This is a genomic window from Enterococcus sp. 3G1_DIV0629, assembly GCF_002141285.1.
GTDB lineage: Bacteria > Bacillota > Bacilli > Lactobacillales > Enterococcaceae > Enterococcus_B > Enterococcus_B lactis.
The window spans coordinates 333,915-358,391 of the sequence record NZ_NGLI01000003.1 but is presented as its reverse complement, the minus strand read 5'-3'; the positions used below and the strand labels follow the sequence as shown (position 1 = coordinate 358,391).

The 24,477-nt window shown below is 38.6% G+C and carries 26 protein-coding genes; 7 read left to right on the top strand and 19 right to left on the bottom strand.

The features are described from left to right. Positions 1 to 245: 245 nt before the first annotated feature. Positions 246 to 848 (top strand): anaerobic ribonucleoside-triphosphate reductase activating protein, encoded by a 603-nt coding sequence (gene nrdG, locus A5816_RS14025; protein WP_086311556.1) that lies wholly within the window; start codon positions 246 to 248, stop codon positions 846 to 848. A gap of 53 nt (positions 849 to 901) precedes the next feature. Here nrdG and dinB read toward each other — a convergent pair whose 3' ends face one another. The 10 genes from dinB to dnaX form a co-directional block, all read right to left on the bottom strand. Further along, positions 902 to 2,023, bottom strand: coding sequence for a DNA polymerase IV (gene dinB / locus A5816_RS14020; RefSeq protein WP_002310241.1), 1,122 nt, complete (start codon positions 2,021 to 2,023; stop codon positions 902 to 904). A 108-nt stretch (positions 2,024 to 2,131) separates the two neighbouring features. Further along, positions 2,132 to 3,004, bottom strand: coding sequence for a 16S rRNA (cytidine(1402)-2'-O)-methyltransferase (gene rsmI, locus A5816_RS14015; protein ID WP_086311555.1), 873 nt, complete (start codon positions 3,002 to 3,004; stop codon positions 2,132 to 2,134). Positions 3,005 to 3,072: 68 nt separating this feature from the next. Next, complete coding sequence (locus tag A5816_RS14010) at positions 3,073 to 3,420, bottom strand: DNA replication initiation control protein YabA (RefSeq protein WP_002288076.1); 348 nt, start codon at positions 3,418 to 3,420, stop codon at positions 3,073 to 3,075. Continuing rightward, positions 3,413 to 4,237 (bottom strand): stage 0 sporulation family protein, encoded by an 825-nt coding sequence (locus A5816_RS14005; RefSeq protein WP_010733351.1) that lies wholly within the window; start codon positions 4,235 to 4,237, stop codon positions 3,413 to 3,415. Before A5816_RS14005 ends, A5816_RS14010 begins: the two co-directional genes overlap by 8 nt. 35 nt (positions 4,238 to 4,272) lie before the next feature. Continuing rightward, positions 4,273 to 5,211, bottom strand: a complete 939-nt coding sequence (gene holB, locus A5816_RS14000; protein WP_086311554.1) for a DNA polymerase III subunit delta' — start codon at positions 5,209 to 5,211, stop codon at positions 4,273 to 4,275. Between the two features lie 13 nt (positions 5,212 to 5,224). Then, complete coding sequence (locus A5816_RS13995) at positions 5,225 to 5,554, bottom strand: cyclic-di-AMP receptor (RefSeq protein WP_002292340.1); 330 nt, start codon at positions 5,552 to 5,554, stop codon at positions 5,225 to 5,227. A 14-nt stretch (positions 5,555 to 5,568) separates the two neighbouring features. After that, positions 5,569 to 6,213 carry a dTMP kinase gene (tmk, locus tag A5816_RS13990; RefSeq protein ID WP_002292339.1) on the bottom strand — a complete coding sequence of 215 codons (645 nt, stop codon included), beginning with the start codon at positions 6,211 to 6,213 and terminating at the stop codon, positions 5,569 to 5,571. Between the two features lie 63 nt (positions 6,214 to 6,276). Continuing rightward, positions 6,277 to 6,873: a recombination mediator RecR gene (gene recR / locus A5816_RS13985; protein WP_002292338.1), complete on the bottom strand. Its 597-nt coding sequence runs from the start codon at positions 6,871 to 6,873 to the stop codon at positions 6,277 to 6,279. A gap of 24 nt (positions 6,874 to 6,897) precedes the next feature. Beyond that, entirely contained in the window at positions 6,898 to 7,212 is a 315-nt protein-coding gene (locus tag A5816_RS13980) for a YbaB/EbfC family nucleoid-associated protein (protein WP_002292337.1), read from the bottom strand. 20 nt (positions 7,213 to 7,232) lie between these two features. Then, positions 7,233 to 8,978, bottom strand: a complete 1,746-nt coding sequence (gene dnaX, locus A5816_RS13975) for a DNA polymerase III subunit gamma/tau (protein WP_086311553.1) — start codon at positions 8,976 to 8,978, stop codon at positions 7,233 to 7,235. Between the two features lie 214 nt (positions 8,979 to 9,192). Here dnaX and A5816_RS13970 point away from each other — a divergent pair, with 214 nt between their 5' ends. The 3 genes from A5816_RS13970 to A5816_RS13960 are packed head-to-tail and all read left to right on the top strand — an operon-like array spanning position 9,193 to position 12,443. Then, on the top strand, positions 9,193 to 10,440 hold the full coding sequence (locus A5816_RS13970) for an SPFH domain-containing protein (RefSeq protein ID WP_002315432.1): 1,248 nt from the start codon (positions 9,193 to 9,195) through the stop codon (positions 10,438 to 10,440). A gap of 24 nt (positions 10,441 to 10,464) precedes the next feature. Beyond that, positions 10,465 to 11,649: a hypothetical protein gene (locus A5816_RS13965; RefSeq protein WP_002372765.1), complete on the top strand. Its 1,185-nt coding sequence runs from the start codon at positions 10,465 to 10,467 to the stop codon at positions 11,647 to 11,649. Next, on the top strand, positions 11,646 to 12,443 hold the full coding sequence (locus A5816_RS13960) for a TPM domain-containing protein (protein ID WP_086311552.1): 798 nt from the start codon (positions 11,646 to 11,648) through the stop codon (positions 12,441 to 12,443). Before A5816_RS13965 ends, A5816_RS13960 begins: the two co-directional genes overlap by 4 nt. 381 nt (positions 12,444 to 12,824) lie before the next feature. Here the strand turns inward: A5816_RS13960 and A5816_RS13950 are convergent, their stop codons facing one another. Next, positions 12,825 to 13,481, bottom strand: coding sequence for a Crp/Fnr family transcriptional regulator (locus A5816_RS13950; RefSeq protein ID WP_002289231.1), 657 nt, complete (start codon positions 13,479 to 13,481; stop codon positions 12,825 to 12,827). A gap of 192 nt (positions 13,482 to 13,673) precedes the next feature. Between A5816_RS13950 and A5816_RS13945 the strand changes: the two genes are divergently transcribed. Then, positions 13,674 to 13,952 (top strand): hypothetical protein, encoded by a 279-nt coding sequence (locus tag A5816_RS13945; protein WP_002289230.1) that lies wholly within the window; start codon positions 13,674 to 13,676, stop codon positions 13,950 to 13,952. An 18-nt stretch (positions 13,953 to 13,970) separates the two neighbouring features. Then, a complete protein-coding gene (locus A5816_RS13940; RefSeq protein ID WP_086311550.1) occupies positions 13,971 to 15,179 on the top strand; it encodes an MFS transporter in 1,209 nt (402 codons plus the stop codon). Positions 15,180 to 15,255: 76 nt separating this feature from the next. Here the strand turns inward: A5816_RS13940 and A5816_RS13935 are convergent, their stop codons facing one another. The 7 genes from A5816_RS13935 to A5816_RS13900 form a co-directional block, all read right to left on the bottom strand. After that, on the bottom strand, positions 15,256 to 15,621 hold the full coding sequence (locus A5816_RS13935) for a DUF2512 family protein (RefSeq protein WP_002289228.1): 366 nt from the start codon (positions 15,619 to 15,621) through the stop codon (positions 15,256 to 15,258). Between the two features lie 156 nt (positions 15,622 to 15,777). Then, the gene (locus tag A5816_RS13930) at positions 15,778 to 15,999 is read right to left on the bottom strand and encodes a hypothetical protein (protein ID WP_002315437.1); all 222 of its coding nucleotides are present in this window, start codon (positions 15,997 to 15,999) and stop codon (positions 15,778 to 15,780) included. After that, positions 15,992 to 17,242: an MFS transporter gene (locus tag A5816_RS13925; RefSeq protein ID WP_086311549.1), complete on the bottom strand. Its 1,251-nt coding sequence runs from the start codon at positions 17,240 to 17,242 to the stop codon at positions 15,992 to 15,994. Before A5816_RS13925 ends, A5816_RS13930 begins: the two co-directional genes overlap by 8 nt. A gap of 837 nt (positions 17,243 to 18,079) precedes the next feature. Beyond that, complete coding sequence (locus A5816_RS13915) at positions 18,080 to 18,343, bottom strand: type B 50S ribosomal protein L31 (protein WP_002290330.1); 264 nt, start codon at positions 18,341 to 18,343, stop codon at positions 18,080 to 18,082. A 98-nt stretch (positions 18,344 to 18,441) separates the two neighbouring features. After that, entirely contained in the window at positions 18,442 to 19,737 is a 1,296-nt protein-coding gene (rho, locus tag A5816_RS13910; RefSeq protein ID WP_002290332.1) for a transcription termination factor Rho, read from the bottom strand. After that, positions 19,734 to 21,005 carry a UDP-N-acetylglucosamine 1-carboxyvinyltransferase gene (locus tag A5816_RS13905; protein ID WP_086311548.1) on the bottom strand — a complete coding sequence of 424 codons (1,272 nt, stop codon included), beginning with the start codon at positions 21,003 to 21,005 and terminating at the stop codon, positions 19,734 to 19,736. The genes rho and A5816_RS13905 overlap by 4 nt, the downstream gene beginning before the upstream one ends. 164 nt (positions 21,006 to 21,169) lie before the next feature. After that, positions 21,170 to 22,039 (bottom strand): class II fructose-bisphosphate aldolase, encoded by an 870-nt coding sequence (locus A5816_RS13900; protein ID WP_010733337.1) that lies wholly within the window; start codon positions 22,037 to 22,039, stop codon positions 21,170 to 21,172. 102 nt (positions 22,040 to 22,141) lie between these two features. Here A5816_RS13900 and A5816_RS16705 point away from each other — a divergent pair, with 102 nt between their 5' ends. Next, positions 22,142 to 22,354, top strand: coding sequence for a hypothetical protein (locus A5816_RS16705; protein WP_002372800.1), 213 nt, complete (start codon positions 22,142 to 22,144; stop codon positions 22,352 to 22,354). Here the strand turns inward: A5816_RS16705 and A5816_RS13890 are convergent. Further along, positions 22,331 to 23,941: a CTP synthase gene (locus A5816_RS13890; protein WP_002310226.1), complete on the bottom strand. Its 1,611-nt coding sequence runs from the start codon at positions 23,939 to 23,941 to the stop codon at positions 22,331 to 22,333. The genes A5816_RS16705 and A5816_RS13890 overlap by 24 nt on opposite strands. Positions 23,942 to 24,477: the final 536 nt, after the last annotated feature.

Sequence of the window (24,477 nt, the reverse complement as noted above, 5' to 3'; positions counted from 1 at the left end):
CGTTTAGTTGGGCTTATTACCGCAGATGCAAGCTTTTGAACACCGTTTATTCAGAATAAGGAGCTGTGACAAGTCTTTTTTCACCACTCTCTTTCGATGCTTTGTGTCTTTGAACGCCCTCTATCAAAATAAGAACAAGCTTTCTTGAACAATGGATTTAGGTCAGTTTGTTCTTATTTATGTGGTCGAGTAGATTTTATCTTCAATAGCTATATCTTTGAACCTTAAATGAAAGAAGTTTTTTTATGAGAAATCCAAAACCAAAAGAATGGTTAGCAAAAGACTACAGTCAAAACTATATTGCTGACTACAAACCGTTTAATTTTGTCGATGGTGAAGGTGTCCGTAACAGTCTTTACGTTAGCGGCTGCTTATTCGCCTGCGAAGGTTGCTTCAACAAAGCTGCACAAAATTTTCGATATGGCAAACCATTCACACCTGAATTAGAAGAACAAATCATCGCTGACTTGCGCAACGATTACGTACAAGGACTGACTTTATTGGGCGGCGAGCCTTTTTTGAATACAGATGTTTGTTTGCAAGTCGTACGACGTATCCGAAAAGAGTTCGGTACGACAAAAGATATCTGGTCATGGACAGGCTATACCTTTGATGAATTGCTACAAGATTCAGAAGATAAATTAGAACTACTTTCGCAAATCGATATCCTTGTTGACGGACGCTTTGAATTGAGCAAACGTGACCTAAAACTACAATTTCGCGGAAGCAGCAACCAGCGAATCATTCATGTCCAAAAATCTTTAGAATCCAACCAAGTTATGATTTGGGAAAAATGTACGGATGCAACAGAAACCTATGAACAAATCAAAAAACAAGACTTGATATAAAAACAGCTTTGAGAGAGAAAACGGATTTCCATTTTCAACTCTCAAAGCTGTTTTTATATTTCTTGATTTCCCCATAACGGAAGGACGATATTTTCATAGGTCATCGGGTCAAGATTCGTCAAAGTGATTCCTAACAATCGGATCCCTTTTTCTACTCCCAAGATTTCCTCCCATATAAGACTTGCTTGATAAAAGAGCGCTTCTTTTTTATAGATGTATTCTGGCAATGTCACTCTTTTGGTCACAGTAGAATAATCGGTGTACCTGACCTTCAAAACCACTGTTTTCCCATGTTTTTGGACTCTTCTCAGTGCTTCTTCTACTTTTTCAGCTAGTTGGCGCAACTGAGCCAGCACGGCTTCCTCCGTTTGCAATGGCTGTCCATACGTATGCTCTTTTCCCACAGATTTTCGCTCTCTTGTAACATTTACTGGAGAATCATGGATTCCTCTCACTTTACGATAAAGAGAATAGCCCATTTTTCCAAAATTTCGAATCAACATCATTTCTGTGCATTCATATAGGTCTTTTCCTGTATAAATCCCTAACTCATGCATTCTAGGTACAGTTTTCTTCCCTACTCCATGAAATTTTTCAATTGGCAAAGCTTTTAAAAATGGCACAGCATCTTGAGGTGCAACTACTGTGATCCCTCTAGGTTTTTGATAGTCTGATGCTAATTTGGCCAAAAACTTATTGTAACTTACTCCCGCAGAACATGTTAGCTGGACTCTTTCCCAAATATCTGCCTGGATCATTCGAGCGATTTTGATGGCTGACTTGCAATTGATTTTATTTTCGGTCACATCAAGATACGCTTCATCGATACTAACTGGTTCCACAATGTCTGTATAATGATAGAATACTTCCCGTACTTGTTTGGAAATCTCGCTGTATTTATGATGGTCGCCAGGCTTAAAGATGGCTTGCGGGCAAAGTTCATACGCTTTTTGTGCACTCATTGCTGAATGAATTCCGAATTTTCTTGCTTCATAATTTGCCGTAGTCACTACTCCACGCCCACCAGTGTCACTGGGATGTCTAGCAATTACTAATGGGTGCCCACGAAACTCAGGATGATCTCGTTCTTCAACAGAAGCGAAAAAAGCATCCATATCGATATGAATGATTTTTCTTGATGTATCATTATGTAAAGGAAATTGCAGCTCCATCATCCTCACCTCTTAGCCATTATACAGGAACGTTCGTTCGCATTCAAGAGATTTGAGAAGTTAGTAGCTGTTTTCCACATTGTCGCTTCATTGTATACTACTTATACTATTTCAGTCTAATTCGTGATATTGACGGTAAACTTCTTGTTTTTTCAGTCCATTTTTAAGCGCTACTGCTTTGATAGCAGCATTTGGCTTTTCGCCTGATGCAATCTTTGCTTCTACTTGTTCTTTTAAGGATCCCTGCTCTTCATCCACTTCTGTCCCTGTCGTTTCAAACAAATTTCCTTCTACAAGCAGACAACATTCCCCCTTTACTGGATGTTCTTCGATATATGCAAGTAGTTCTTCGGTACTTCCTCTAAGGTATTCTTCATGGATCTTTGTCAATTCTCGACACAAAACGACTTGGCGATTACCAAAAATGTCTAAGAAATTCGTCAACGTAGCTGTGATCCGATAAGGTGACTCATAGAAAATCAGCGTAGCTGTTTGTTCTTTTAGCTTTTCCAATGTTTCTTTCTGTTCTTTTTTCTTGCGTGGAAGGAAGCCATAAAATAAAAATGGTTGAGGCACTAGCCCTGAAGCAATCAAAGCCGTCATCCCAGCTGTAGGTCCTGGGATAGAGATCACAGAAATCCCTTCTTTTATGCAGGCTAAAACTAGCTCATGTCCAGGATCGCTGATGGAAGGCATTCCTGCGTCACTGACTTGAGCAATCGTTTTTCCTTCTTTTAACAAAGCAATCAATTGAGGGACACGTTCTTTATAATTATGTTCATGTAAACTTTTTTGGGGCGTATGAACCTCGAAGTGATTCAATAATTTTTGTGTATTACGCGTATCTTCGCTTGCGATAAGGTCTGCTTCTTGTAGCATACGAACACTTCTGTAGCTCATATCTTCTAGATTTCCGATTGGCGTCGGTACAAGATATAAATTCCCGTATACTGTATTTCCTTTGAAACTTTTTTGATTATACATCTGTCACAATCTCCTTAATAAAAAAACTGGAGCAGTCTTTCTCCGCTCCAGTCTCCTCTTGTTATTGATCATCGACCGCTTTCGCGATAGATCACTTCTAGACAAAACGCACAAGGCTCGTCATTGTCCCGTCTTGATCCATATAAATCGTAGCAGACATGGAAGCCTTCTTCATAAATTTTTTCAAGATTCATACGAGACTTGGAAAGTTCTTGCTTCACATTTTCAGCTGGAGCTTGTGCAACTTGGTTCAATTCCCGAAGATGTTCTCGCAAGCGTTGATTTTCCATCTCCAAAGTCGTATTTTTTTCTACGATTTCATGCAAAGCATGCTTCATTTCAACAAGTTCTGTTAATGTATTTCTCAACTCTGATTCTAACTGATTCAATCCGTCGTATAATGATCTCTTATCCATTTATCTCACCTACTTGGATAAATTCTTTCAATTCATCCCATTCATATTCGACAGGATTTTCCCGTCCAGTCAGCCGAATACTAACGATACGGCTAAGCAGATTCAACCCTACGACTTTCCCTTTACCATCAGGTGTAACAATTACTTTTCCAAAGTCAGGGAGTTCTTTTTTTGCTGTCTCGTATTCTTCGCTCTCATATTGTAGACAGCACATCAAGCGTCCGCATAAACCGGAAATTTTTGTTGGGTTCAAAGATAAACTTTGATCTTTTGCCATTTTGATCGATACGGGCACGAAATCGCCTAAAAAAGAAGAACAGCATAATGGACGCCCACATGGACCAATTCCGCCTATTATCTTCGCTTCATCGCGTACACCAATTTGTCGAAGCTCAATACGAGTACGAAATACAGCGGCTAGATCCTTTACCAATTCTCTAAAGTCGATTCGCCCGTCCGCCGTAAAAGAAAAAATCAGTTTGTTTCGATCAAATGTATATTCAGCTTTGACTATTTTCATTTCCAGCTCACGCAACTGCACTTTTTCTTTTGCGATTTGCAATGCATCACGCGCATCTTCTTTATTTTTTTTGTCTTTTTCTAGTTCAGCTTTTGATGCTTTATGCAAGATTGGACGAATAGCTTCAGGAAGGTCATTGGGATCAATCTCTTTTTTAGGAAGGACAACAGTAGCAATATGTAAGGATTGCTGAGATTCGACTAATACCTTGTCATTATAAATATATTCAGAGTCTCCTGGTGCAAAATAATAGATATGACCTGCATCTCTATATCGGACACCTACTACTTCTACCATTTCCATCCTCCTTGATTATCGTCCTCTGCGGCAAGCTAAAAAATCGTCTGCAAAACGAACTGTTCCGCAACAGCTTGAAAACCGACATTGCTACGTAGTTTCTGCTCTGCGATCAATATTCGTTCAATTATCTGGTTTATCTGTTTCACTTTGCCATATTCGCCTTTCGCTACTGCTTGACGCTGTGCTTCCTGATAATAAAACATCAGGACAGATAATCCTGTAAACTGCTGTGTTTTTTCTTTAAATGATTTCACTAATTTTTTTTGGACATAGATAAAGGCTTGAGTGTCTTGCCTTTGCAAGTAAACGAACCATTGATAAATCAAGTCCTTAGCATCATTAAACCATTCATCTTGAGAGATTTCAACTGCTTTTCCTAAACTGTTTGTTAAGAAAGCCAAAAGTTTTGATTTTTCTAATGGAATCTGCTCTTCTTGCAATCGATGGATCAATGCTTCTTTCGAAAGTTCTTGAAAATGCAGCACTTGACAACGGGATTGAATAGTAGGGAGAATCCTTCCTACTGCATCTGTCTCTAATACCGCTAAAAAATCTCCCGGTGGTTCTTCCAAAAATTTCAACAGACTGTTTGCCGCACTGCTATTCATTTTTTCAGCTTCTTTAATCAAAAAAACCTTTTTTCTTGATTCATATCCGCTGCGACTGAATTCTGTCTGCAAACGTCTGATCTGGTCAACTTTGATTGTTTGTCCGTCCGGTTCGATAACCAGAACATCTGGATGTTCTTTCTTTTCGATCCGCTGACAATTGTTGCATTTTCCGCAAGGCTGATTGTCTTCCATTTGGGTACAGAACAGATGCTGTGCGAGCCACACACCTACTTCATGTTTTCCTGTTCCTTTTTCTCCTTCAAAAAGATAAGCATGAGCGAGACGCCCATGCTCAAAACTCCGTTGAAGCTGCTGATACACGATCGGTTGCATTTGAGCCAAGTTTATTTCTTGATTCATAGCTCAGCTCCTCCTAAAATTGATGGAATCCTTCAACAGGTAAGACGAAGACTGTTGCACCGCCTACTTCTACTTCTACTGGATAAGGGACGCCCCCATCCATCGAAATATCCAATGTAACAGGTGTAGATACAAATTGTTTTCTTGATTCACACGTTTTTTTGATGATTTCCAATGCTTCTTCTACTCGATCATCTTCAATACCCACGATAAACGTGCTGTTTCCAGCCTTAAGGAAGCCGCCTGTCGATGATAATTTTGTGGCACGGATATTTGCATCAATCAATTCATTTGATAAACGGTTGCTGTCTTTGTCTTGGATAATCGCTAAAATAATTTTCATAAACGTTCACCTTCCTAGTTTTCAAAAAATTGCGGATATTGTTCAATAATTGTATGATAACTTGTTTGCAGCACTTCTTCAAAGCTTTTTCTTGCATCAACTTTGTGGATTCTTTCCGGATTCTCTTCTGCCAGCTTTAAGTAAGCATGTCGTACACGCTGGTGGAATTCCAAACCTTCCGAATCTAAACGGTCGATTTGGTTTTGTCTGTTTTTCTTGATTCTTCTTAATCCGGTGTCTGAATCTACGTCAAGATAAAGGGTAAAATCTGGCGTAGTACCTTCTGTAGCAAACTCATTCAACCGAGCAATCTCGGTAACGCCGATGCGTCGGCCTGCACCTTGATAAGCAAGAGAACTGTCGACAAATCTATCGCATAAAACGATTTTCCCTTTTGCCAGAGCAGGTAAGACCTTTTCGACTAGATGCTGTCTTCTTGCCGCCGCATAAAGTAGTGCTTCCGTGCGTTCATCCATCCGATCATTTTTTGGATCCAGGATTACCGCTCGAATCTCTTCAGCAATCGGGATGCCTCCCGGTTCTCTTGTTTGAATGATTTCTGTTTTTGCTACTTCTTTCAAAAGAGGGAAAAGTTCATTCAAGATGCTGGTTTTTCCTGCACCATCAGGCCCCTCGATTGTAATAAATAGTCCGTTCACATTGTTGCCCCCATCTCTTATGCTGCTTCTATATTGTATCTGAAAAAACATTTAATTAGAAATTTATAACTCGCGTCTTCCTTCGACAGCTTTCAATAACGTGACTTCATCTGCATACTCGATATCAGAGCCTACAGACAACCCATGTGCTAAACGTGTTACTTTGATACCGGCTGGTTTAATTAGACGTGAGAGATACATTGCTGTTGCTTCTCCTTCTGTTGTCGCATTTGTTGCGATGATCACTTCTTTTACATCTGCATCATGCAGCCGCTGCAGCAGCGAAGAAATATTGATATCTTCTGGACCTGTCCCTTCCATCGGTGATAACACACCATGGAGTACATGATAAAGTCCGTGATATTCCCGCATTTTTTCCATCGCCATTACATCTTTGGGCTCTTCGACCACTAGGATAATGCTGCGATCACGTGAAGGGTTTCTACATATTTCGCAAGGATCTTCTTCTGTGATGTTTCCGCAGATACTGCAAAAGTGTAAATCTCGTTTTACACTTAACAAAGATTTAGCAAATTCATTCACTACTTCATCTTTCATATCGATTGTATAAAACGCGAGTCTTGTCGCTGTTTTCTGACCGATTCCTGGAAGTTTCATATAGCTGTCGATCAGTTTCGCAATTGGTTCTGGATATTGCATATTCATTACTCCTTCAGTTTAAAACTAAAATCCTGGTAAACCTTTTGCGTATTTCCCTAATTTTTTCTCAGTTTCCACATCAATTTGTGCGATTGCGTCATTGACTGCCATTACGACAAGATCTTGAAGCATCTCAATATCATCAGGATCAACGACTTCTTCATTGATTTGGATATCCTTCATACGGCGATCACCTGTAAATACGGCTTTGACCAATTCGTTAGTGGCTTTACCTGTAAATTCTGTTTTATTTAGCAGCTCTTGTGCTTCCGCCATTTCTTTTTGCATTTTTTGTACTTGTTTCATCATGCCTTGCATATTGCCCATTCCACGCATCATAATTATCTACTCCTTTTTTCTTAATCATCTACTACTGTAACAGCCTCGGAACCAAAAAGTTCCTCTGCTTTTACTACAAGTGTTTCTTCTGGTACTTCCTGTTCTTGAGGGAGTAATTCGATTTCTCCTTCTGATTCTTCAGAAGCAAAAGAGTTTTCTGTTCCCTCTTCTTGTGCTTGCGTCAAATAATTTTTTCGAAGTTCCGGCCAACTTTCTCTTGTGATATAAACCGGATCAGGCGCATAGTCTTTGATCATTCGGCTTAAATTATTGTGTACCGAAAGCTGCAGTTCTTCGTCGTTTGCTGCTCTTTGACAAACAATCTCATAATCAAATGCAATCACTAATCCTGTAGGGCCAGCTGCAACTGGTTCACTTGCTTTAAGCATTGCCCGCTGAGTGACAGAGAGGCTCATCAGCAAATCTTCCCATACTTCTTTTACTTGGTTCAGATGCTGTCTTGTCGCTTCCCGCAGAACTTTATATACCCGTTCCGTCGGTACACGATACGTACTTGTTTGTTTTTTGTGATTCGTTTGCTGTACTGGCTGTACTTTTGTATTCGCAGTTCCTGTGTTACTGCGAAGTTCTTTGATTTCGTTTCTCAGTTCATTGATCTCTTGTTGCAGCTGTTTTACTATCTGATCATCTGCTGATGCCATTTTTGCTGAAGGAACAGAAGCAGACGGTAGCTGTGCGAGTTTGATTGTAGCGACTTCCAAATAAATAGCGGCACTATTAGTAAATCGAATTTCATTTTGTGTATCGCTCAAAATCTTTATCATTGAAAATAGCTGATCCGCTGAAACAGTTTGTGCCAATTCCGTAAATGTACTTCTGATCGTACTTGATTGTTCCTCGACTAGATTGGGTGCTTGCTGATACATCAGCAGATCACGGCAGTATTGTAACATATCCTCTAGAAAACGACGTGATTCTTTGCCGGCTGCGAGAATTTGATTCAACGCTTCCAATGCTTCTGGTACTTCTTTTTTCACGCAAGCACTCAAGTAGCTGTCCATCATTTCGTCTGTCAAGCTGCCTGTTACTTGCATGGCATCATCTAAAGTAATCGTTCCTTCACTAAATGAGATTGCCTGATCAAGAATACTCAATGCATCCCGCATCCCGCCTTCTGCGGAACGGGCAATCACATTCAATGCAGCTAGTTCATAGCTGATAGTCGATTCTTTTAAGATAAATTCAAGATGTTCGACAATATCTGCCGTATTGATCCGTTTAAAATCAAATCGTTGGGTTCGTGAAATGATCGTAGCTGGTATTTTGTGAGGTTCGGTCGTTGCTAAGATGAATATGACACTTTCTTTTGGCTCTTCCAATGTTTTCAACAAGGCATTGAAAGCTCCTGTTGAAAGCATATGTACCTCATCAATAATGTACACTTTGTACGCTGCCTTTGTAGGCGCATAGTTTGCCCGATCACGGATAAATCGGATTTCTTCGACTCCGTTATTGCTGGCAGCATCGATTTCGATCACATCTTCTTGCGTACCAGCAGTGATTGATCGACACATTTCGCATTCGTTGCATGGTTCACCGTCTTTACTGTTCGGACAGTTGATTGCTTTTGCGAAAATCTTTGCTGCACTTGTCTTTCCGGTTCCTCTGGGTCCTGTAAACAAATAGGCATGTGAGGTTTTGTGGGAAACAATAGCATTTTTTAGTGTCTGTGTCACAGCTTTTTGTCCAACGATGTCTTCGAAACGCTGCGAACGCCAGACTCGATAAAGTGCTTGATATGCCATAAGGATCCCCCTTTTTTAAAAAATTCACTATCTCTTATTATACGTGATATTGGGCAAAAAAACTACTATCCTTCTCGGCTTTTTCAGGTATTTAATCAATACGCAAGTTTCCATTTCAATTCCGTCTCTAGTCCGAGAAGTTTCACTTCTTCCTATGGTATAATAAATAAACAATAATTGTTTGGCATTAGCTGAATCAGAGGAGGAATTTTTTATGGGTCTTATCAAAGCAGCAACAAGTATGGTCGGCGGCGGTCTGGCAGATCAATGGCTAGAAGTCATCGAACCAGACAATATGAGTGATACAACGGTTATGACGAAAGGTGTCAAAGTTCGCAAGGATGACAAACGTGGCTCAAATCGTAAAGGAACAGAAGATGTTTTGACAGACGGAACAGTCGTCCATGTCTACCCAAACATGATGATGCTTTTGGTCGATGGTGGAAAAATCATCGATTATACCGCTGAGGAAGGTTATTACACCATTAAAAATGACGCAGCTCCTTCCATGTTCAACGGAACACTGAAAGAAGCAATTGCTGAAACATTTGACCGATTTAAATTTGGTGGCGTTACACCGCAGAAGCAACAAGTTTTTTATATCAACCTCCAAGAAATAAAAGGAATCAAATTCGGTACGAGTGCACCATTGAACTACTTTGATAATTTCTATAACGCAGAATTATTCTTACGGGCACATGGCACTTATTCTATTCATGTCGTTGACCCGATTTTATTTTATACAAACGCAATTCCTAAAAACAAAACACAAGTAGAAATCAATGATATCAACGAGCAATACTTAGCTGAATTCCTAACAGCATTGCAATCAGCTATCAATCAGATGTCTGCGGATGGACAACGGATTTCTTATGTACCATCTAAGAGTCTGGAGTTAAGCAAATACATGGATACTGCACTGGATGATTCTTGGCGCGAGTTGCGAGGGATGGAGATCGTCTCTGTCGCTGTGGCCAGCATTTCTTACACCGATGATTCTGTTAAACTAATCAATATGCGTAACGAAGGAGCGATGCTAGGTGATCCTAGCGTGCGTGAAGGATACGTGCAAGGTTCCATTGCCCGTGGAATGGAAGCAGCCGGAAAAAATGAAGCAGGAGCAATGACTGGCTTTATGGGCGTAGGTATGGGAATGAATGCAAATGGCTCTTACCTTTCCCAAGCGGCTCAAAACAACCAAGAACAAATCAAGCAACAAGCTGAAAAACAAAATCAACAAGCCGCACAAGGGAATGCAGATACTTGGACGTGTCCAGTCTGTGGGACAGAAAATTCCGGAAAATTCTGTTCCAACTGTGGCGCTGCCAAACCAGTAGAAAACGCTCAGCCTAAGCTACAGATGCGTTGCAGCGAATGTAACGAAATTGTGGATCTTTCCAACGGTATCCCTAAATTCTGTCCAAACTGCGGCAAACCGTTTAAAGGAATCCCCGTTGATTAATTTATTGAGAAAGGTGTGCAGCTGATGGATGTTCTTACACATAAATGTCCTAATTGCGGCGGTCCGTTGACTTTTGATCCTAAAGACCAAAAATTTCATTGCGAATACTGCCTGAATATCTATACCGAAGAAGAAGTCAGCCAATATGAGCAGAAACAAAAAGAAGCGCGTATGGCTGGCGAAGAGAACAAAGAAGAACCTTCGCCTACAGAAGATTTTACTTTTACAGCTCAAGAACAGCTTACCGACATGAGTGAAGCCGAGCGCAAAGCGTTTGACGAGGCAGGCGGTTTTTCAGATACAGCGGACGAAGCTGCAGGTAATACTGTATCGATGGATCTTTTCCTTTGTCCCAACTGTGGTGCAGAGATTGTGACCGATGCGACCACTGCTGCGACTTATTGTTACTACTGCCATAATCCCGTCGTACTATCGGGACGTTTAAGCGGAGAATTCTTGCCAAACAAAGTACTTCCTTTTGCTGTCGAGAAAGAAGAAGCAATCAATAGATTTCTCGCTTGGACCAAGAAAAAATGGTTTGTTCCAAAAGCTTTTTTCAATAAAGACCAAATCGATAAGCTGACGGGTGTATATTTCCCTTATTGGGCTACAGATGCTGAAGTAGATGGGGCAATGCAGGCAAACGGAACAGTTATCCGCATTTGGCGAATAGGTGACATCGAATACACAGAAACGAAGCAATTTGCTGTTTCAAGAGCAGGCAAGCTTTCTTTTAAAGAACTAGTAAAAAATGCCTTATCAAAAAATACGCAACAAAAGATGGTCGAAGGCGTGCAACCTTTCCCGTTAGATAAAGCAATTGATTTTAAAAGCCAGTATTTAGCCGGGTTCCAAGCAGAAAAAAGAGATATCGAATACGAGGCAATCAAATCGCAAATTCAATCTGAATTAAAAGACTATTCAGAGAAACTGTTAAAAGATACTGCCAATGGGTATACAACATTGACAGGAGTCCGAACCTCTGCTTCAATCACAAATGAAGTAAATAATTACGTATTGTTGCCGGTATGGCTCGTTACTTATCGAAGCAATGACTCAAGTAAAAAAGTCTACTACTATGCAATGAATGGGCAAACAGGAAAAGTCAGCGGTGTCCTGCCGATTAGCCAGAAAAAATTAGGACTGACTGCTCTTGGGATTTTCGCTGGACTAGCGATCCTCTTTCTGATCGGAGGTTACTTGATATGATGAAAAAATTCTTTTTGTTCTTTCTTTTGCTAGTAAGTGTTAGTTGGCCGGTGGCTACTCATGCGGATACAGCGACGGTAAATGACGAAGCTAGGTTGTTCACTACAGAACAAATTCAATCTTTGGAACAACAGGCAGAAAAACTGAATGAAAAAATCAAGGGACGAGTCTTAATCGTCACAACTACTTCTAATTCAGAAGAACCAAGAGACTTTGCCGATAATTACTTAAGAAAGGCAGTCGGAAATGATCAAAATGGCTCAGTTTTGCTATTGGATATGGGACAGCGTGAAATCTACATTTCGACTTCTGGTAATATGATCGATTATTTGACTGACAGTAGAATCGATTCGATCTTAGATGATGTTTATGATCAGATGACGAATGCTGCCTACTACGATGCTGCAAAAGCGTACTTGTCTAAATCAGCCACATATGTGGAAGACGGAGTTCCAGGAGGTCATTATCGTGTAGATGAAGAAACAGGCAAAATCACACGCTATAAAGTTTTGACGACAGTGGAAATCATCATTGCTGTTGTTTTGGCTCTTATCCTTAGTCTTGTCTTTTATTTTGTGACTGTTTCGCGTTATCAATTGAAATCAGGCATCTACAAATATCCGTTCCGAGAAAAATCCAGTATCAAATTAACTGAAAAAACCGATCGTCTGACAAATTCTTTTGTCACGACAAGAAGAATCCCCAAAAGCCCACCTCCTGGAAGCGGCGGTGGCGGAAGTACTACCCACTCTAGCGGTGGCGGGACTTTTGGCGGTGGCGGAAGAAGTTTCTAAAAATAGCTAAATGAATGTTCGCAAAAAGGGCTGTGACAAAAATCGTGTCACAGCCCTTTTGTTGCGAATAAACGGTGTTCAAAAGCTTGCATCCGCGGTAATAAGTCCAGCCAAGTTAAAAACATTAGGAGCTGTTCTTACTTGGCTCTTCTTATTACTTGATGCAGAACAGCTTTTTTACAACCTCTTGGTAAACGGTGTTCAATCAGCTGACCTTCGGTATTAGCTCAAAACGCTGATTTCACAACCTCTTATTCACGGTGTTCCAGAAGTAGCTTCTTCGAAAATAAGCCGAAATTTGACAAAAATGTGAGTAACTATTTTCGGAAATTCCTTCTTATTTCTTGAAGCTGACCACTTCTGTCACAACCTCTTTGTTCATCAAAAGATAATATTGTCTTCTAACAAGTCCATATTCAAAATAACGATATGATGATCTTTCACTGTGATAATACCATCTTTTTTCAACTGCTTTAAAATTCTGTTCACACTGCTAGCAGTTGAAATACCACAAAATTTGGCGATTTCTTCATTTGTGATCGAAAAATCGATCAGCATCCCCTCTTCTGTTCGCACGCCGAATAAATCATATAATTCGTAAAGTTGCGTACAAACAGCTCCCAGTTTTCCATTTAACAGCATTTGTTGCATTTTTTTCATCGAATAAAGCAAGCGATAGCGGTAATACTCTTTTACATAGTGTTGTAGCTTTGGATCTTGGTTGATATTTTGCCAAAATCGCACACGATTGATTCGATAAAACTCTGCATATTCTGATTCAACTCGAATATTATACGGCGAATCGATGAATTGTGAATATTCGTCTTTTAAAAGAGAGACGATTTCAAGATCTTTGATATAGCGAAGGTTAAATTCTCTCCCATCATTTGAAATAACACTTGCTTTTACCGTTCCCTCTTTCAAGATATACGTATGGGAATCTTCCATCCCTTCGAATGTCAAATATTTATGATATCCTTTGCGTATTATCGGAAAATCATTTTTATCCAAATATTCCTTTAAGACTCTACTATCCAATGATGCTCCCCCATCCAAACTTTCATCTAAAAAGATCATACAGTACTTTAAAACTTTTTAAAGTCCAAAGGTATTTTACTAATGATATTAACATTTGTTAAGTACCTTTTTCTATCACTTATGCGATTTTTTTCCTTTTTTTTATTCGTTATACTGCAGAAGTAAAATTTTTTAAGAATAGAGGGAAAAAACATGAATTACTGGATGAACACAATCATTAATCGATTAGAAACAGCATATCAAACAAGATTTGACATGAAAGCTTCTTTAGTCTTTTTAAATGATGCGTATCAAAACTCGATCGAATTGATCAAAGCAGTGGATGAGAATCCAACAAACGAATGCGAAGAATTTTTAAACCTGTTTATGTCTACACGGGATTTATTTATTCGCCAACTTGTTGATCGCTATCCATCCAATTATCACGATGTAGAAGTTCAAATACAAAAATTAAAAGCATATTCAGCTTAAGGGGAATGTATAACATACATGGAAAAGAAATTATTTAATAAATATTTTATCGGAATCACATTGATCAATTTTATTGTCTACCTGATTTATTATCTGTTGATGGTCATCATGGCAGTCATTGCGCAAGACACATTACACGCCAGCTTGAGCCAAGCAGGTTTTGCTTCTGGGATCTATATCATCGGAACATTGCTGGCACGCTTATTCATGGGAAAACAGTTAGAACTATTTGGTCGGAAGCTTACCTTAAGAGGCGGCGCGATTTTCTATCTTCTTTCAACATTAGCTTATCTTTATACACCAACTATCGGGGCATTGTATTTAGTTCGATTCTTAAATGGATTTGGTTACGGTACAGTTTCTACAGCTACAAATGCTATCGTTACTGCATATATCCCTGCATCTAAAAAAGGGGAAGGCATCAATTATTACGGATTAAGTACTAGTTTAGCTGCCGCTGTTGGACCATTTTTAGGAATGATTTTGCTGAACATGACTGACTTTCGTTTCATTATTTGGTTTTCAATTGTACTGGTCTTCTTTGTTACGATTGCCTGCCTTGTCTTTCCTGTAAAAAATATTCCATTATCTGAAGAACAAAAAACATCTCTTCGTTCATGGAATATCAATAGTTTTATTGAAAAGAAAGCACTTTTCATTACAGGAATCGCCTTTTTGATGGGTCTTTCTTATTCAAGTGTTTTATCATTTTTATCTTCTTATACAAAAGTAATCCACTTAGTTGCTGCTGGGTCATTTTTCTTCGTCGTATATGCTTTGGTCATCACATTTACACGTCCATTGACTGGAAGGATTTTCGATGTCAAAGGAGAACAATACGTGATGTATCCTAGCTATTTATTCTTAACAGCAGGATTATTTTTACTGAGTGTAACGACAAATAGTGTGACATTGCTTATTTCTGGAGCATTAGTCGGCTTAGGTTATGGTACGTTCATGTCAAATGGACAAGCTGTCTGTTTGAAGATCGTAAAAGAACACCGGATCAGTATTGCTTTGTCTACCTACTTTATTGGTTTAGACCTAGGCTTAGGCGTTGGTCCTTATTTGATGGGGATGCTAAAATCTCTTACTTCATTTAGAGGATTGTATGTGATTGCCGGAGTCATTCCATTGATATGTACAGCGCTCTATCTTGCTAAGGGCCGAAAACATAGTCATGAAGCAGAGGGCGAATTGATTGAATCATTGAAAAATGAAATTTGATCTTGATGAATAGATAAAAAAACCGTTCAGATCTGAAAATGTTCTGAGCGGTTTTTTGATAAAAACAACTGATGCTTTATTCCATTTTTCGTTCATCTGGTACGATTCCTTGACTTAATAACCACTTGTGGAAGAACCATTCTGCCACACCGATCAATAGAGCAGGAATCAAGACTTTCATCCAAATATCGACTGTATCATTCATAAAGTATAGATAGAGCCACAAGATGACTGCAGCTGAACCAGCATCTGCGATCGTCGCTGCGATGTTCCCTACTTTACGTAAGATCAATAGATCCCCTAGCACATAGATCATCACTACGATAATTACCCCAACAATCGTTGAATCCATAAAGCTAACACCGTATAAACCGGTCAGCACGACCCACAGAATTGCCCAGATCATGATTGCCTTCACTACCAACGCCTTCACATGTTTCATTTTCTGCACTCCTTTCTCCTGGATAAAAAAGTAAGATTATCTAACAAGATAACCTTTTCATTATTATACCATCGGCTAAGAGAAGCGAGCAAAGATAAGGTCCTATCTAAGAAAATGAAAAAATGGGAAAACACCTTAGAATATTCACGCAATAATTCATCCATACAGACATTCGATATGGTGTTCCTTTACTTTCTCATACTGTTCTTTTGCCAGTTCGTTACTTGTCACCAGATAATCGATTTCATGAAAAGCAATGGCTTGATGCATGAATTTATGCGCAATTTTTTGCTGTGTAACTAAAACGGCAAGCCGATCTGCTTGTTTTCTATTTTTAGGTAAATGGTTTTTTACTAGAAATAAGTCCTCATCATTCAATCGAACTTTTTTTCCAAGCTATTAAGATGGGAGAAACAACAGTTGAAAAAAGAAGACCACTTAAGGATACTACAGAAATAAGTCCTATGGTTTGGATCAAAAATCCATAAATAATATAACCTAAAGAGACAAAAATATTAGTCAAATAATTAATTGTACTAATCGCTTGAACCTTCTCTTCTTCTGGGAATTGGGCCAAAAAATGTTTCATGGAAATGATAGTAAAAATTGCTGTTATTGCTGTAAATAAACTATATATTACAAAAAAATTATTCAAATAAGATTCATAAAACATAAGAATAATGAAAAAAAGTAAGAAAAAACCTGAAATCAACAGACTAGATATTCTTAGCACAAATACATCATTCTTTTCTTGATAAATTCCCAATGCAATAAAAGAAAAAATCCCTTCGATTACTGTGATAATAGTCATAGATAAGCCAATCACTACCGAAGACGATAAATCAATTCGATCAAAACTGTAAATCATTATGACGTCTTTATTTGATAAGAATACCATGCTAGAAACAATCAAGATAAGTAGAAGTGGAGCCAATTGCTTTTGACTTCTTAAGTCGCCTAATTTATTTCTGTAAATTTCTAAAAAACTTACTTTGTCAGTCAATTTATTTTCTTTCGGGCGAATAGTCATAGAAAAACAGAAACAACTTGTTGTTATAAAAGTGACCGATATAAAAACAATTGTTCTTTCTATGGACCAGATACTATAGATGATTCCTCCAATTAAAGGAGATAAAATTTTCATTATTAGAACCATCATTTGAGTGGAAGTCGCTGATATTTCAATCATATCTTTATCCTCAAATATTTCTGATAATATCGGTATACAACCACCTAAATAGAAGACCTCAAAAATTCCAAGGCCAACAAGCAAAACGACAGGCACTATAATTGAAGTTATTTCCATTGAAATGTACAAAAAATAGATTATTATGCCTAAAAATCCTACAGCGACACTAGAAATTCCCATAATGTACCTTTTATCATATTTTTCATTAATGAATCCGGATATCGGAGAAAATACAATATTAAAAATACTAGAAGCTGCTACTGCTACAGAGAATATGAGCGCTGATCCTGTTTCTCTTAAAACATCTAGCACTAAAATAAATTGCAGAACTTGACTACTCATAAATAGAATCATTGTTGCTAGAGAATTTTTTAGGTAATTTTTTTCTTTCTTAATATTAATTATTTTTACCTTCACTTTGTTTCCTTCCATCTTCTTCCCTCCTAATATTCAGCTATTATGGATCTTATTCTTCTTTTGGATCAATCAGTTTTTCACACTAAATGGCTACGTGTATTGCTTAATATAAAAATAAATAACACAACATTTTTTTGATAAATAGTTTAAACTTCGTTTTTATCCAACAAAAATCATAATATACTCAAATTATATTTACTATATAACTTATAAAAATAACAAATAAAAAAACAAACGAACATCCATTACTATGATGAATTCGCTGACAACACTTAATTGCTATAAACTTGAATACAAAAAACAGAATCCTCTTAAAGAGAATCTCGTTAAATATCGATACCTCAATTTGAATCTATCGATGGATCGAAAACAATCAGTTCTTCTGCGATCAATTGATCAAACCTCATAAAAAACCTCTCCCCCACAAAAAATGTTAACGTTTTCTTGGAACTGAGGTCAGTATAGCATCGCTAGCTGTACCGTTCAATATTATGAATGAACAGAGGAAAAAGACCCATCATCCTAGTGTTTCAGTCATCAAAATGAACGATTCAGCTCATAAACAATCGCAATTCTATAACAAAACAAAAAGCCTGCCTTGAAAGGAAAGCTTAGCTTCTAATTTTAGGTAAATGGATTTTTACTTCGAAATAACCCCTCTTCATTTCGTTAATATAGGTGTTTTTATCAAGTGGATAATTAAAACTATATATTAGTTTTTTCATTGTTTTGTGCATTATGATTCTATGTCTTTTTCAGCATCAAACGAAGTTTTAAATTGGCAAAAAACGCAAAAAAAACAGACTATCCCTATCAGATAGTCTGCTAAACGTTGAGTTATCAGCGTTTTTATTATTCCGCAGCGTTTGCGTCTTTGAGACCGTATTTTTTGTTGAAACGGTCCACACGTCCGTCTGCTTGTGTGAATTTTTGACGTCCAGTGTAGAATGGATGTGAGTCAGAAGTTACTTCGACACGGATGACTGGGTATGTATTACCGTCTTCCCATTCAACTGTTTCTTGTGAAGTTTTTGTTGAACCTGACAAGAATTTGAAACCAGTTGTTGAATCCATGAATACTACTGGGTGGTAATCTGGATGGATGTTTTCTTTCATGATTTTTTCGCTCCTTTGCCCTGCTCCATTTGCTGAACCAGAGTTGATTTGTCGATTTACAACATTAACATCTTAACATGTTTCAGTCAAGGTTGCAATTATCTTTTCAGATTTCTGGTCGGATTTTTTTTACCAAAGGAGACATCTTGAAATTCTTTGAAAAATTGCTGATTGTTTTTTGTTTTACGCAAAAAGCGGATCAGTTGTTCCGTATATTCTAATGAATCTCCAGTCATATTTTTTCGAAGTTTCCAAATTTCTTCTAGTTCTTCACTTGGCATCAATAATTCTTCTTTTCGGGTACCTGATTTTTTGATATCGATGGCTGGGAAGATCCGACGTTCGGATAACTCGCGTGAAAGTTGTAATTCTAGATTTCCAGTTCCTTTGAATTCTTCATAGATCACGTCATCCATGCGGCTTCCTGTATCGACTAAAGCGGTCGCTAAAATCGTCAAACTGCCACCTTCTTCGATGTTTCTTGCCGCCCCGAAAAATTTCTTAGGTTTATACAATGCGGCTGGGTCAATCCCGCCACTCAATGTACGTCCACTTGGTGGAACCACTAAGTTATAGGCCCGAGCAAGTCTGGTAATACTATCCATCAAGATAACGACATCTCGTTTATCTTCGACTAAACGCATTGCGCGTTCCAATACTAATTCAGAAACTCGAGTATGGTTTTGCGGCTGCAGATCAAATGTAGAAGATACCACGTCGCCTTTCACGCTTCGTTCTAAGTCCGTTACTTCTTCCGGTCGTTCATCAATCAGTAGAACGATCAATTCTACTTCTGGATAGTTTTCGGTGATACCATTTGCGATTTCTTTTAATACAGAAGTTTTCCCTGCTTTTGGTGGTGCGACGATCAATCCACGCTGACCAAAACCGATTGGAGAGAAGATATCGATCATTCGGGTAGATAGTCTTTGCGGTGTTGTTTCCAGTTGAAGCTGTCTTTGCGGATAAAGAGGTGTTAAGGCTGGAAAATGCGGACGTTCTTTTGCTTCTTCCGGATCTTTTCCATTAACGCTTTCCACGTGCATCAAACCATAATAACGTTCCGATTCTTTAGGTGGACGGGCTTTTCCTGCCACTTTGTCCCCATTTCTCAAACTGAATCGTCTGATTTGTGAGGCAGAAATATAGATATCTTCTGCACTTGGTCCATAATTGATTGGCCGTAAAAAACCGTAACCATCTTGACCAACGATATCTAATATCCCTTCCATATAATAAAATCCTTGTTTCTCAGCTTGTGCACGAATCACAGCTAGAGATAATTCCTTTTTGTTCATCTTACTGTAATAAGGAATTTTAAATTCTTTGGCATAACTATAAACTTCTTTTAACGTTTTGTTCTCTAGTTCTGCCATTGTCAAATAATCGCTCATTCAGCTCCCACTTCCTCTATCATTTCGATTGATGCCCCTAAGGCTGTTAGTTTCTCGATAATATGATCATAACCGCGTAAGATATAATCTACGTTATAAATCGTCGTTGTTCCTTCTGCTAATAGTCCGGCAATCACTAAACAAGCACCTGCTCGAAGATCGGAAGCCACGACTTCTGTCCCGTGAAGTTTATTGGGACCATTCACGATGATCATATTTCCTTCCACGGTAATATCAGCGCCCATTCGAGCTAATTCAGGCACGTGATTCACCCGTTTCGCATAGATCGTATCGATGATTTCTGAAGTGCCTACGGTCATCAATAGCAACGCAGTGAGTGGTTGCTGCAGATCTGTGGCAAATCCTGGATAAGGATAGGTCATGATATTTGCGGCTTTTAATTCTTTTGAGGGGTAAACTTCGATTTCATCTTCGCTGATTTTCATATGGACGCCAATTTCCTGCAATTTTGCTATAAAGCTTTCCAAATGTTCAAAAATCACATTTTTCACTTTGATACCATTTCCTGCTGCAGCTGCTAATGCCAGATAGGTTCCTGCTTCGATACGGTCAGGAATCATGAAATGACGACAGCCATGTAATGCTTCGACTCCTTCGATACGGATCACATCTGTACCCGCTCCTCGAACTTTTGCCCCCATATTATTCAGTAAAGTTGCCACATCGATGATTTCCGGTTCTCGTGCAGCGTTTTCAATTACTGTCTGTCCCTTTGCTTTTACAGCAGCTAACATCACATTGATTGTAGCTCCGACTGAAACCACGTCCATAAAAATACGATTGCCATGCAACCCTTCATTTTCTGTCCGTAAATACATGGCACCATGTTCATTTGTCACTTCAGCACCTAGAGCTTCAAATCCTTTGACGTGTAGATCAATCGGTCTAGGACCTAAATAACAGCCTCCTGGCAGGCCTACTACCGCTTCCCCAAATTTACCAAGCAGTGTTCCCATAAAATAATAAGACGCACGCAAACTATTGATTTTTCCGTGCGGCATCGGAACCGATACGATTTCTCGAGGGTCAATTTCTAGTATGTTGTTGGAAAAATGGACCGTTGCGCCCATGATCTCTAAAATTTCAATTAATGAATGAACATCTTGTATGTCCGGCACACCTTCCAAGATCACTGGGGAATCAGCTAAGATTGCAGCTGGAATCAATGCGACTGCACTATTTTTTGCACCGCTGATCGTTACTTCGCCAGCTAAAGGTCGGTTTCCTTTGATTACGATTTTTTTCATCTGTTTCCACCTTGTTTATTAATCTTTTTTCATGGATATGCTTGTATTTTATCATAGATAAAAAAAAGAAACGAGCATGGTCTGCCGTTTTAAGTAAAAAAGAATGGAGAACGACTTCAAAAGTCGTTCTCCATTCCTATATATCGTATCTGTTATGTGGATGCTTACGCTTTGTTAGCTGAACCAAACCAGTCGATATGAGATTTTGCATCTTCAACGATTGCTGCTTTACCTGGAGCTAATAATTTACGAGGGTCGAATCCTTTACCTTCTTTATCTTTACCAGCTTCGATATATTTACGAGTAGCTGCAGCAAATGATAATTGGAATTCAGTGTTAACATTTACTTTTGAGATACCCATTGAGATAGCTTTTTCGATTTGATCTTGAGGAATACCTGATCCGCCATGTAATACTAAAGGCATGTCTGGACCTACAGCATCTGCAATTGCTTGTAAGTGGTCAAATGCTAATCCATTCCAGTTTTCTGGATATTGACCGTGGATGTTACCGATACCGCAAGCTAAGTAGTCGATACCTGTAGCAACCATTTGTTTGCATTCTTCGATGTCAGCTAATTCGCCGTTACCGATGATTCCGTCTTCTTCTCCGCCGATTGAACCAACTTCACATTCAACTGAGATACCTTTTGCGTGTGCTTTTTCAACAACGTCTTTAGCTAATTTCAAGTTTTCTTCGAATGGTAGATGTGAACCATCGAACATTACTGAAGTATAGCCTAGTTCGATACATTCCAAAGCAGCTTCGTAGTCACCATGGTCTAAGTGGATAGCAACTGGAACAGTGATGTTCATTGCTTCAACTAAATCAGTGATCAAATCTTTACAGATTTTGTAACCACCCATGTATTTAGCTGCACCCATTGATGTTTGGATAAGTACTGGTGCTTGTTTTGCTTCAGCCGCTTCAAGAATTGCTTGAGTCCATTCCAAGTTGTTTGTGTTGAACCCGCCGACAGCGTAACCGCCTTTACGAGCAGCTTTTAAAAATTCAGCTCCTGATACTACTGGCATAATAAAATTCCTCCTAAGTTTTGTAAAACTAAATTTGTTAAGACAATTCTTAACCAACGACCCTATTTTACCAAACATTTCGGTAGTTTTCTACTAAAATCAATGAAAATGAAAATTTTCAAGAAGTTTTTTGCAAAAAATAAAATGCTTAATCGCTCTTTACTCAAAAAAAGTCTTTTACTTCCTATCTTTTTTTCTATAAATAATAACAAATCAGAAAAAAAGAAAAGTAACAAGAAAATTGCTTATCCCCTTCTCTTGCTGCTTTTCTCTTTCTATCAAGCTAAAAAATTATTTTGTTTCATGGTCTGCTAATGATGCTCCGACAAATGCTTTGATTAATTTTTGTGGACGATTTGGACGAGAAATCAATTCTGGGTGGAATTGGCATCCCACAAAGAATTTCTTCTCTGGCAGTTCTACGATTTCTACTAAACGGTTATCTGGTGAGACACCTGAAAAGACTAACCCTTGTTCTTCAAACATTTGACGATATTTGTTGTTGAACTCATAACGGTGACGGTGACGTTCTTGCACAACATCGGCTCCATCATATGCTTCAGCCGTCTTCGTTCCTTTTTTGATTTTACATGGGTATAATCCAAGGCGTAAAGTTCCACCCAAATTCTCGATGTTTTCCTGGTCAGCCATTAAATCAATAATGTTGTTTGCTGTATCTGGATTTGTTTCAGCTGATGCCGCGTCTTCCAACCCCACGACGTTACGTGCAAATTCGACACAAGCCATCTGCATACCAAGACAAATCCCTAAAAACGGAACGTCATTTTCGCGAGCATAACGAATCGCTTCGATTTTCCCTTCTACTCCGCGATCGCCGAAACCGCCAGGAACTAAGATTCCATCTGCATCTTTCAAACGTTCTTCTACATTTTCTCTCGTTAATTCTTGTGCTTTGATCCAATCGATCTCGATATCTGAATTATAGGCGAAACCAGAATGTTTCAATGCTTCAACTACTGAGATATATGCATCTGGTAATTCGACATATTTACCGACAAGTGCGATTCGTACTTTTTTCTTCAAGTTCAAGACACGTTCTTCTAATTCTTTCCATTCTGTCATGTCTGCTTCTGGTGTATCTAGTTTCAAATGGTCGCAAACGATTTGATCCATTCCTTGTGCTTGTAAAACTAATGGGATGGAATAAAGTGTATCTACATCTGGCGACTCGATGACTGCTTCTGGTTCGACATCACAAAATTGTGCCAATTTATTTTTCACGCTTTGAGAAACAGGTTGCTCTGTACGTACCACCAAAATATTCGGTTGGATACCTAAACCGCGTAGCTCTTTTACACTGTGCTGCGTTGGTTTAGTTTTCATTTCTCCAGCAGCTTTCAAGTAAGGGATCAATGTTGTATGGATATACATAACATTATCTGTACCGACATCTGCTTTCATTTGACGAAGTGCTTCAAGGAATGGCAAAGATTCTATATCCCCTACCGTTCCTCCTACTTCTGTAATGATCACATCTGAATCAGTCATTTTAGCTGCTCGCATGATTTTTTCTTTGATCTCATTTGTAATATGAGGAATAACTTGAACTGTTGCTCCCAAGTATTCGCCCTTACGTTCTTTACGCAAAACTTCAGAATAGATTTTTCCTGTCGTCACGTTGGAGTATTTGTTCAAATTGATGTCAATAAAACGTTCGTAGTGGCCCAGATCCAAATCTGTTTCAGCACCATCATCTGTTACGAATACTTCTCCGTGCTGATATGGGCTCATCGTCCCTGGATCCACATTGATGTATGGATCAAATTTTTGGATAGTTACTTTTAAGCCGCGGTTTTTCAATAAGCGTCCTAAAGAAGCTGCAACAATCCCTTTTCCGATTGATGAAACGACACCGCCGGTCACAAAAATATATTTTGTCATAAGTTCAAAAACTCCTTTTTAATTTATGTGCAGGAAAAGTCTCAGAAAATAAACAAAGCTCCCTATTCTTCAATAAGAATAGGGAGCCGAAATTTCTGTAAACTTCTGACCCTTTAAAAGGGTGCCCAAGGTGTATAATACAAGCTGACTGAGGGAAAGTCAAGTACTCAAATGAAGACTATCCGCTTACAATTTTTCTTTTTCGGTATCCTTTGAGAAATTATTTCTTAAGTCCTTTATGAGTGCAAAAAAATTTAACCCACATAATAGGCTTGAGATAAACATAGCTAACGTTAAACTTAAGCAAATCAGGAAATCTTTACTGAAAAATTTTAAGTGAAACAATAGATAAAAAAATAAGGAGGTGCGACAAAAGTCGTGCCCTCCTTATTTCCAAATAAACGGTGTTCTCCTGCCAACTCCTCGGTCACAAGTCACAATATTCAACAAACATGAGCAGCTGTTTTTGAAATTATTCCTTGTGACTTAGAGTTAAACGGCAGGCTTACGACCTCTTGATAAACGGTGTTCAAAAG

Excerpts from the sequence above, each read along its gene's own strand:
- A5816_RS13945 (WP_002289230.1), top strand. The coding sequence starts at position 13,674 with ATGAATTACTGGATGAACACAATCATTAATCGATTAGAAACAGCATAT.
- A5816_RS13925 (WP_086311549.1), bottom strand. The coding sequence starts at position 17,242 with ATGGAAGGAAACAAAGTGAAGGTAAAAATAATTAATATTAAGAAAGAA.
- recR (WP_002292338.1), bottom strand. The coding sequence starts at position 6,873 with ATGCAATATCCAGAACCAATTGCGAAACTGATCGACAGCTATATGAAA.
- A5816_RS14010 (WP_002288076.1), bottom strand. The coding sequence starts at position 3,420 with ATGGATAAGAGATCATTATACGACGGATTGAATCAGTTAGAATCAGAG.
- dnaX (WP_086311553.1), bottom strand. The coding sequence starts at position 8,978 with ATGGCATATCAAGCACTTTATCGAGTCTGGCGTTCGCAGCGTTTCGAA.
- A5816_RS13905 (WP_086311548.1), bottom strand. The coding sequence starts at position 21,005 with ATGAAAAAAATCGTAATCAAAGGAAACCGACCTTTAGCTGGCGAAGTA.
- A5816_RS13935 (WP_002289228.1), bottom strand. The coding sequence starts at position 15,621 with ATGAAACATGTGAAGGCGTTGGTAGTGAAGGCAATCATGATCTGGGCA.
- A5816_RS13970 (WP_002315432.1), top strand. The coding sequence starts at position 9,193 with ATGGGTCTTATCAAAGCAGCAACAAGTATGGTCGGCGGCGGTCTGGCA.
- A5816_RS13940 (WP_086311550.1), top strand. The coding sequence starts at position 13,971 with ATGGAAAAGAAATTATTTAATAAATATTTTATCGGAATCACATTGATC.
- rsmI (WP_086311555.1), bottom strand. The coding sequence starts at position 3,004 with ATGTATAATCAAAAAAGTTTCAAAGGAAATACAGTATACGGGAATTTA.
- A5816_RS13915 (WP_002290330.1), bottom strand. The coding sequence starts at position 18,343 with ATGAAAGAAAACATCCATCCAGATTACCACCCAGTAGTATTCATGGAT.
- A5816_RS13965 (WP_002372765.1), top strand. The coding sequence starts at position 10,465 with ATGGATGTTCTTACACATAAATGTCCTAATTGCGGCGGTCCGTTGACT.
- nrdG (WP_086311556.1), top strand. The coding sequence starts at position 246 with ATGAGAAATCCAAAACCAAAAGAATGGTTAGCAAAAGACTACAGTCAA.
- dinB (WP_002310241.1), bottom strand. The coding sequence starts at position 2,023 with ATGATGGAGCTGCAATTTCCTTTACATAATGATACATCAAGAAAAATC.
- rho (WP_002290332.1), bottom strand. The coding sequence starts at position 19,737 with ATGAGCGATTATTTGACAATGGCAGAACTAGAGAACAAAACGTTAAAA.
- holB (WP_086311554.1), bottom strand. The coding sequence starts at position 5,211 with ATGAATCAAGAAATAAACTTGGCTCAAATGCAACCGATCGTGTATCAG.
- A5816_RS14005 (WP_010733351.1), bottom strand. The coding sequence starts at position 4,237 with ATGGTAGAAGTAGTAGGTGTCCGATATAGAGATGCAGGTCATATCTAT.
- A5816_RS13980 (WP_002292337.1), bottom strand. The coding sequence starts at position 7,212 with ATGATGCGTGGAATGGGCAATATGCAAGGCATGATGAAACAAGTACAA.
- A5816_RS13960 (WP_086311552.1), top strand. The coding sequence starts at position 11,646 with ATGATGAAAAAATTCTTTTTGTTCTTTCTTTTGCTAGTAAGTGTTAGT.
- A5816_RS16705 (WP_002372800.1), top strand. The coding sequence starts at position 22,142 with ATGAAAATGAAAATTTTCAAGAAGTTTTTTGCAAAAAATAAAATGCTT.
- A5816_RS13890 (WP_002310226.1), bottom strand. The coding sequence starts at position 23,941 with ATGACAAAATATATTTTTGTGACCGGCGGTGTCGTTTCATCAATCGGA.
- A5816_RS13900 (WP_010733337.1), bottom strand. The coding sequence starts at position 22,039 with ATGCCAGTAGTATCAGGAGCTGAATTTTTAAAAGCTGCTCGTAAAGGC.
- A5816_RS13995 (WP_002292340.1), bottom strand. The coding sequence starts at position 5,554 with ATGAAAATTATTTTAGCGATTATCCAAGACAAAGACAGCAACCGTTTA.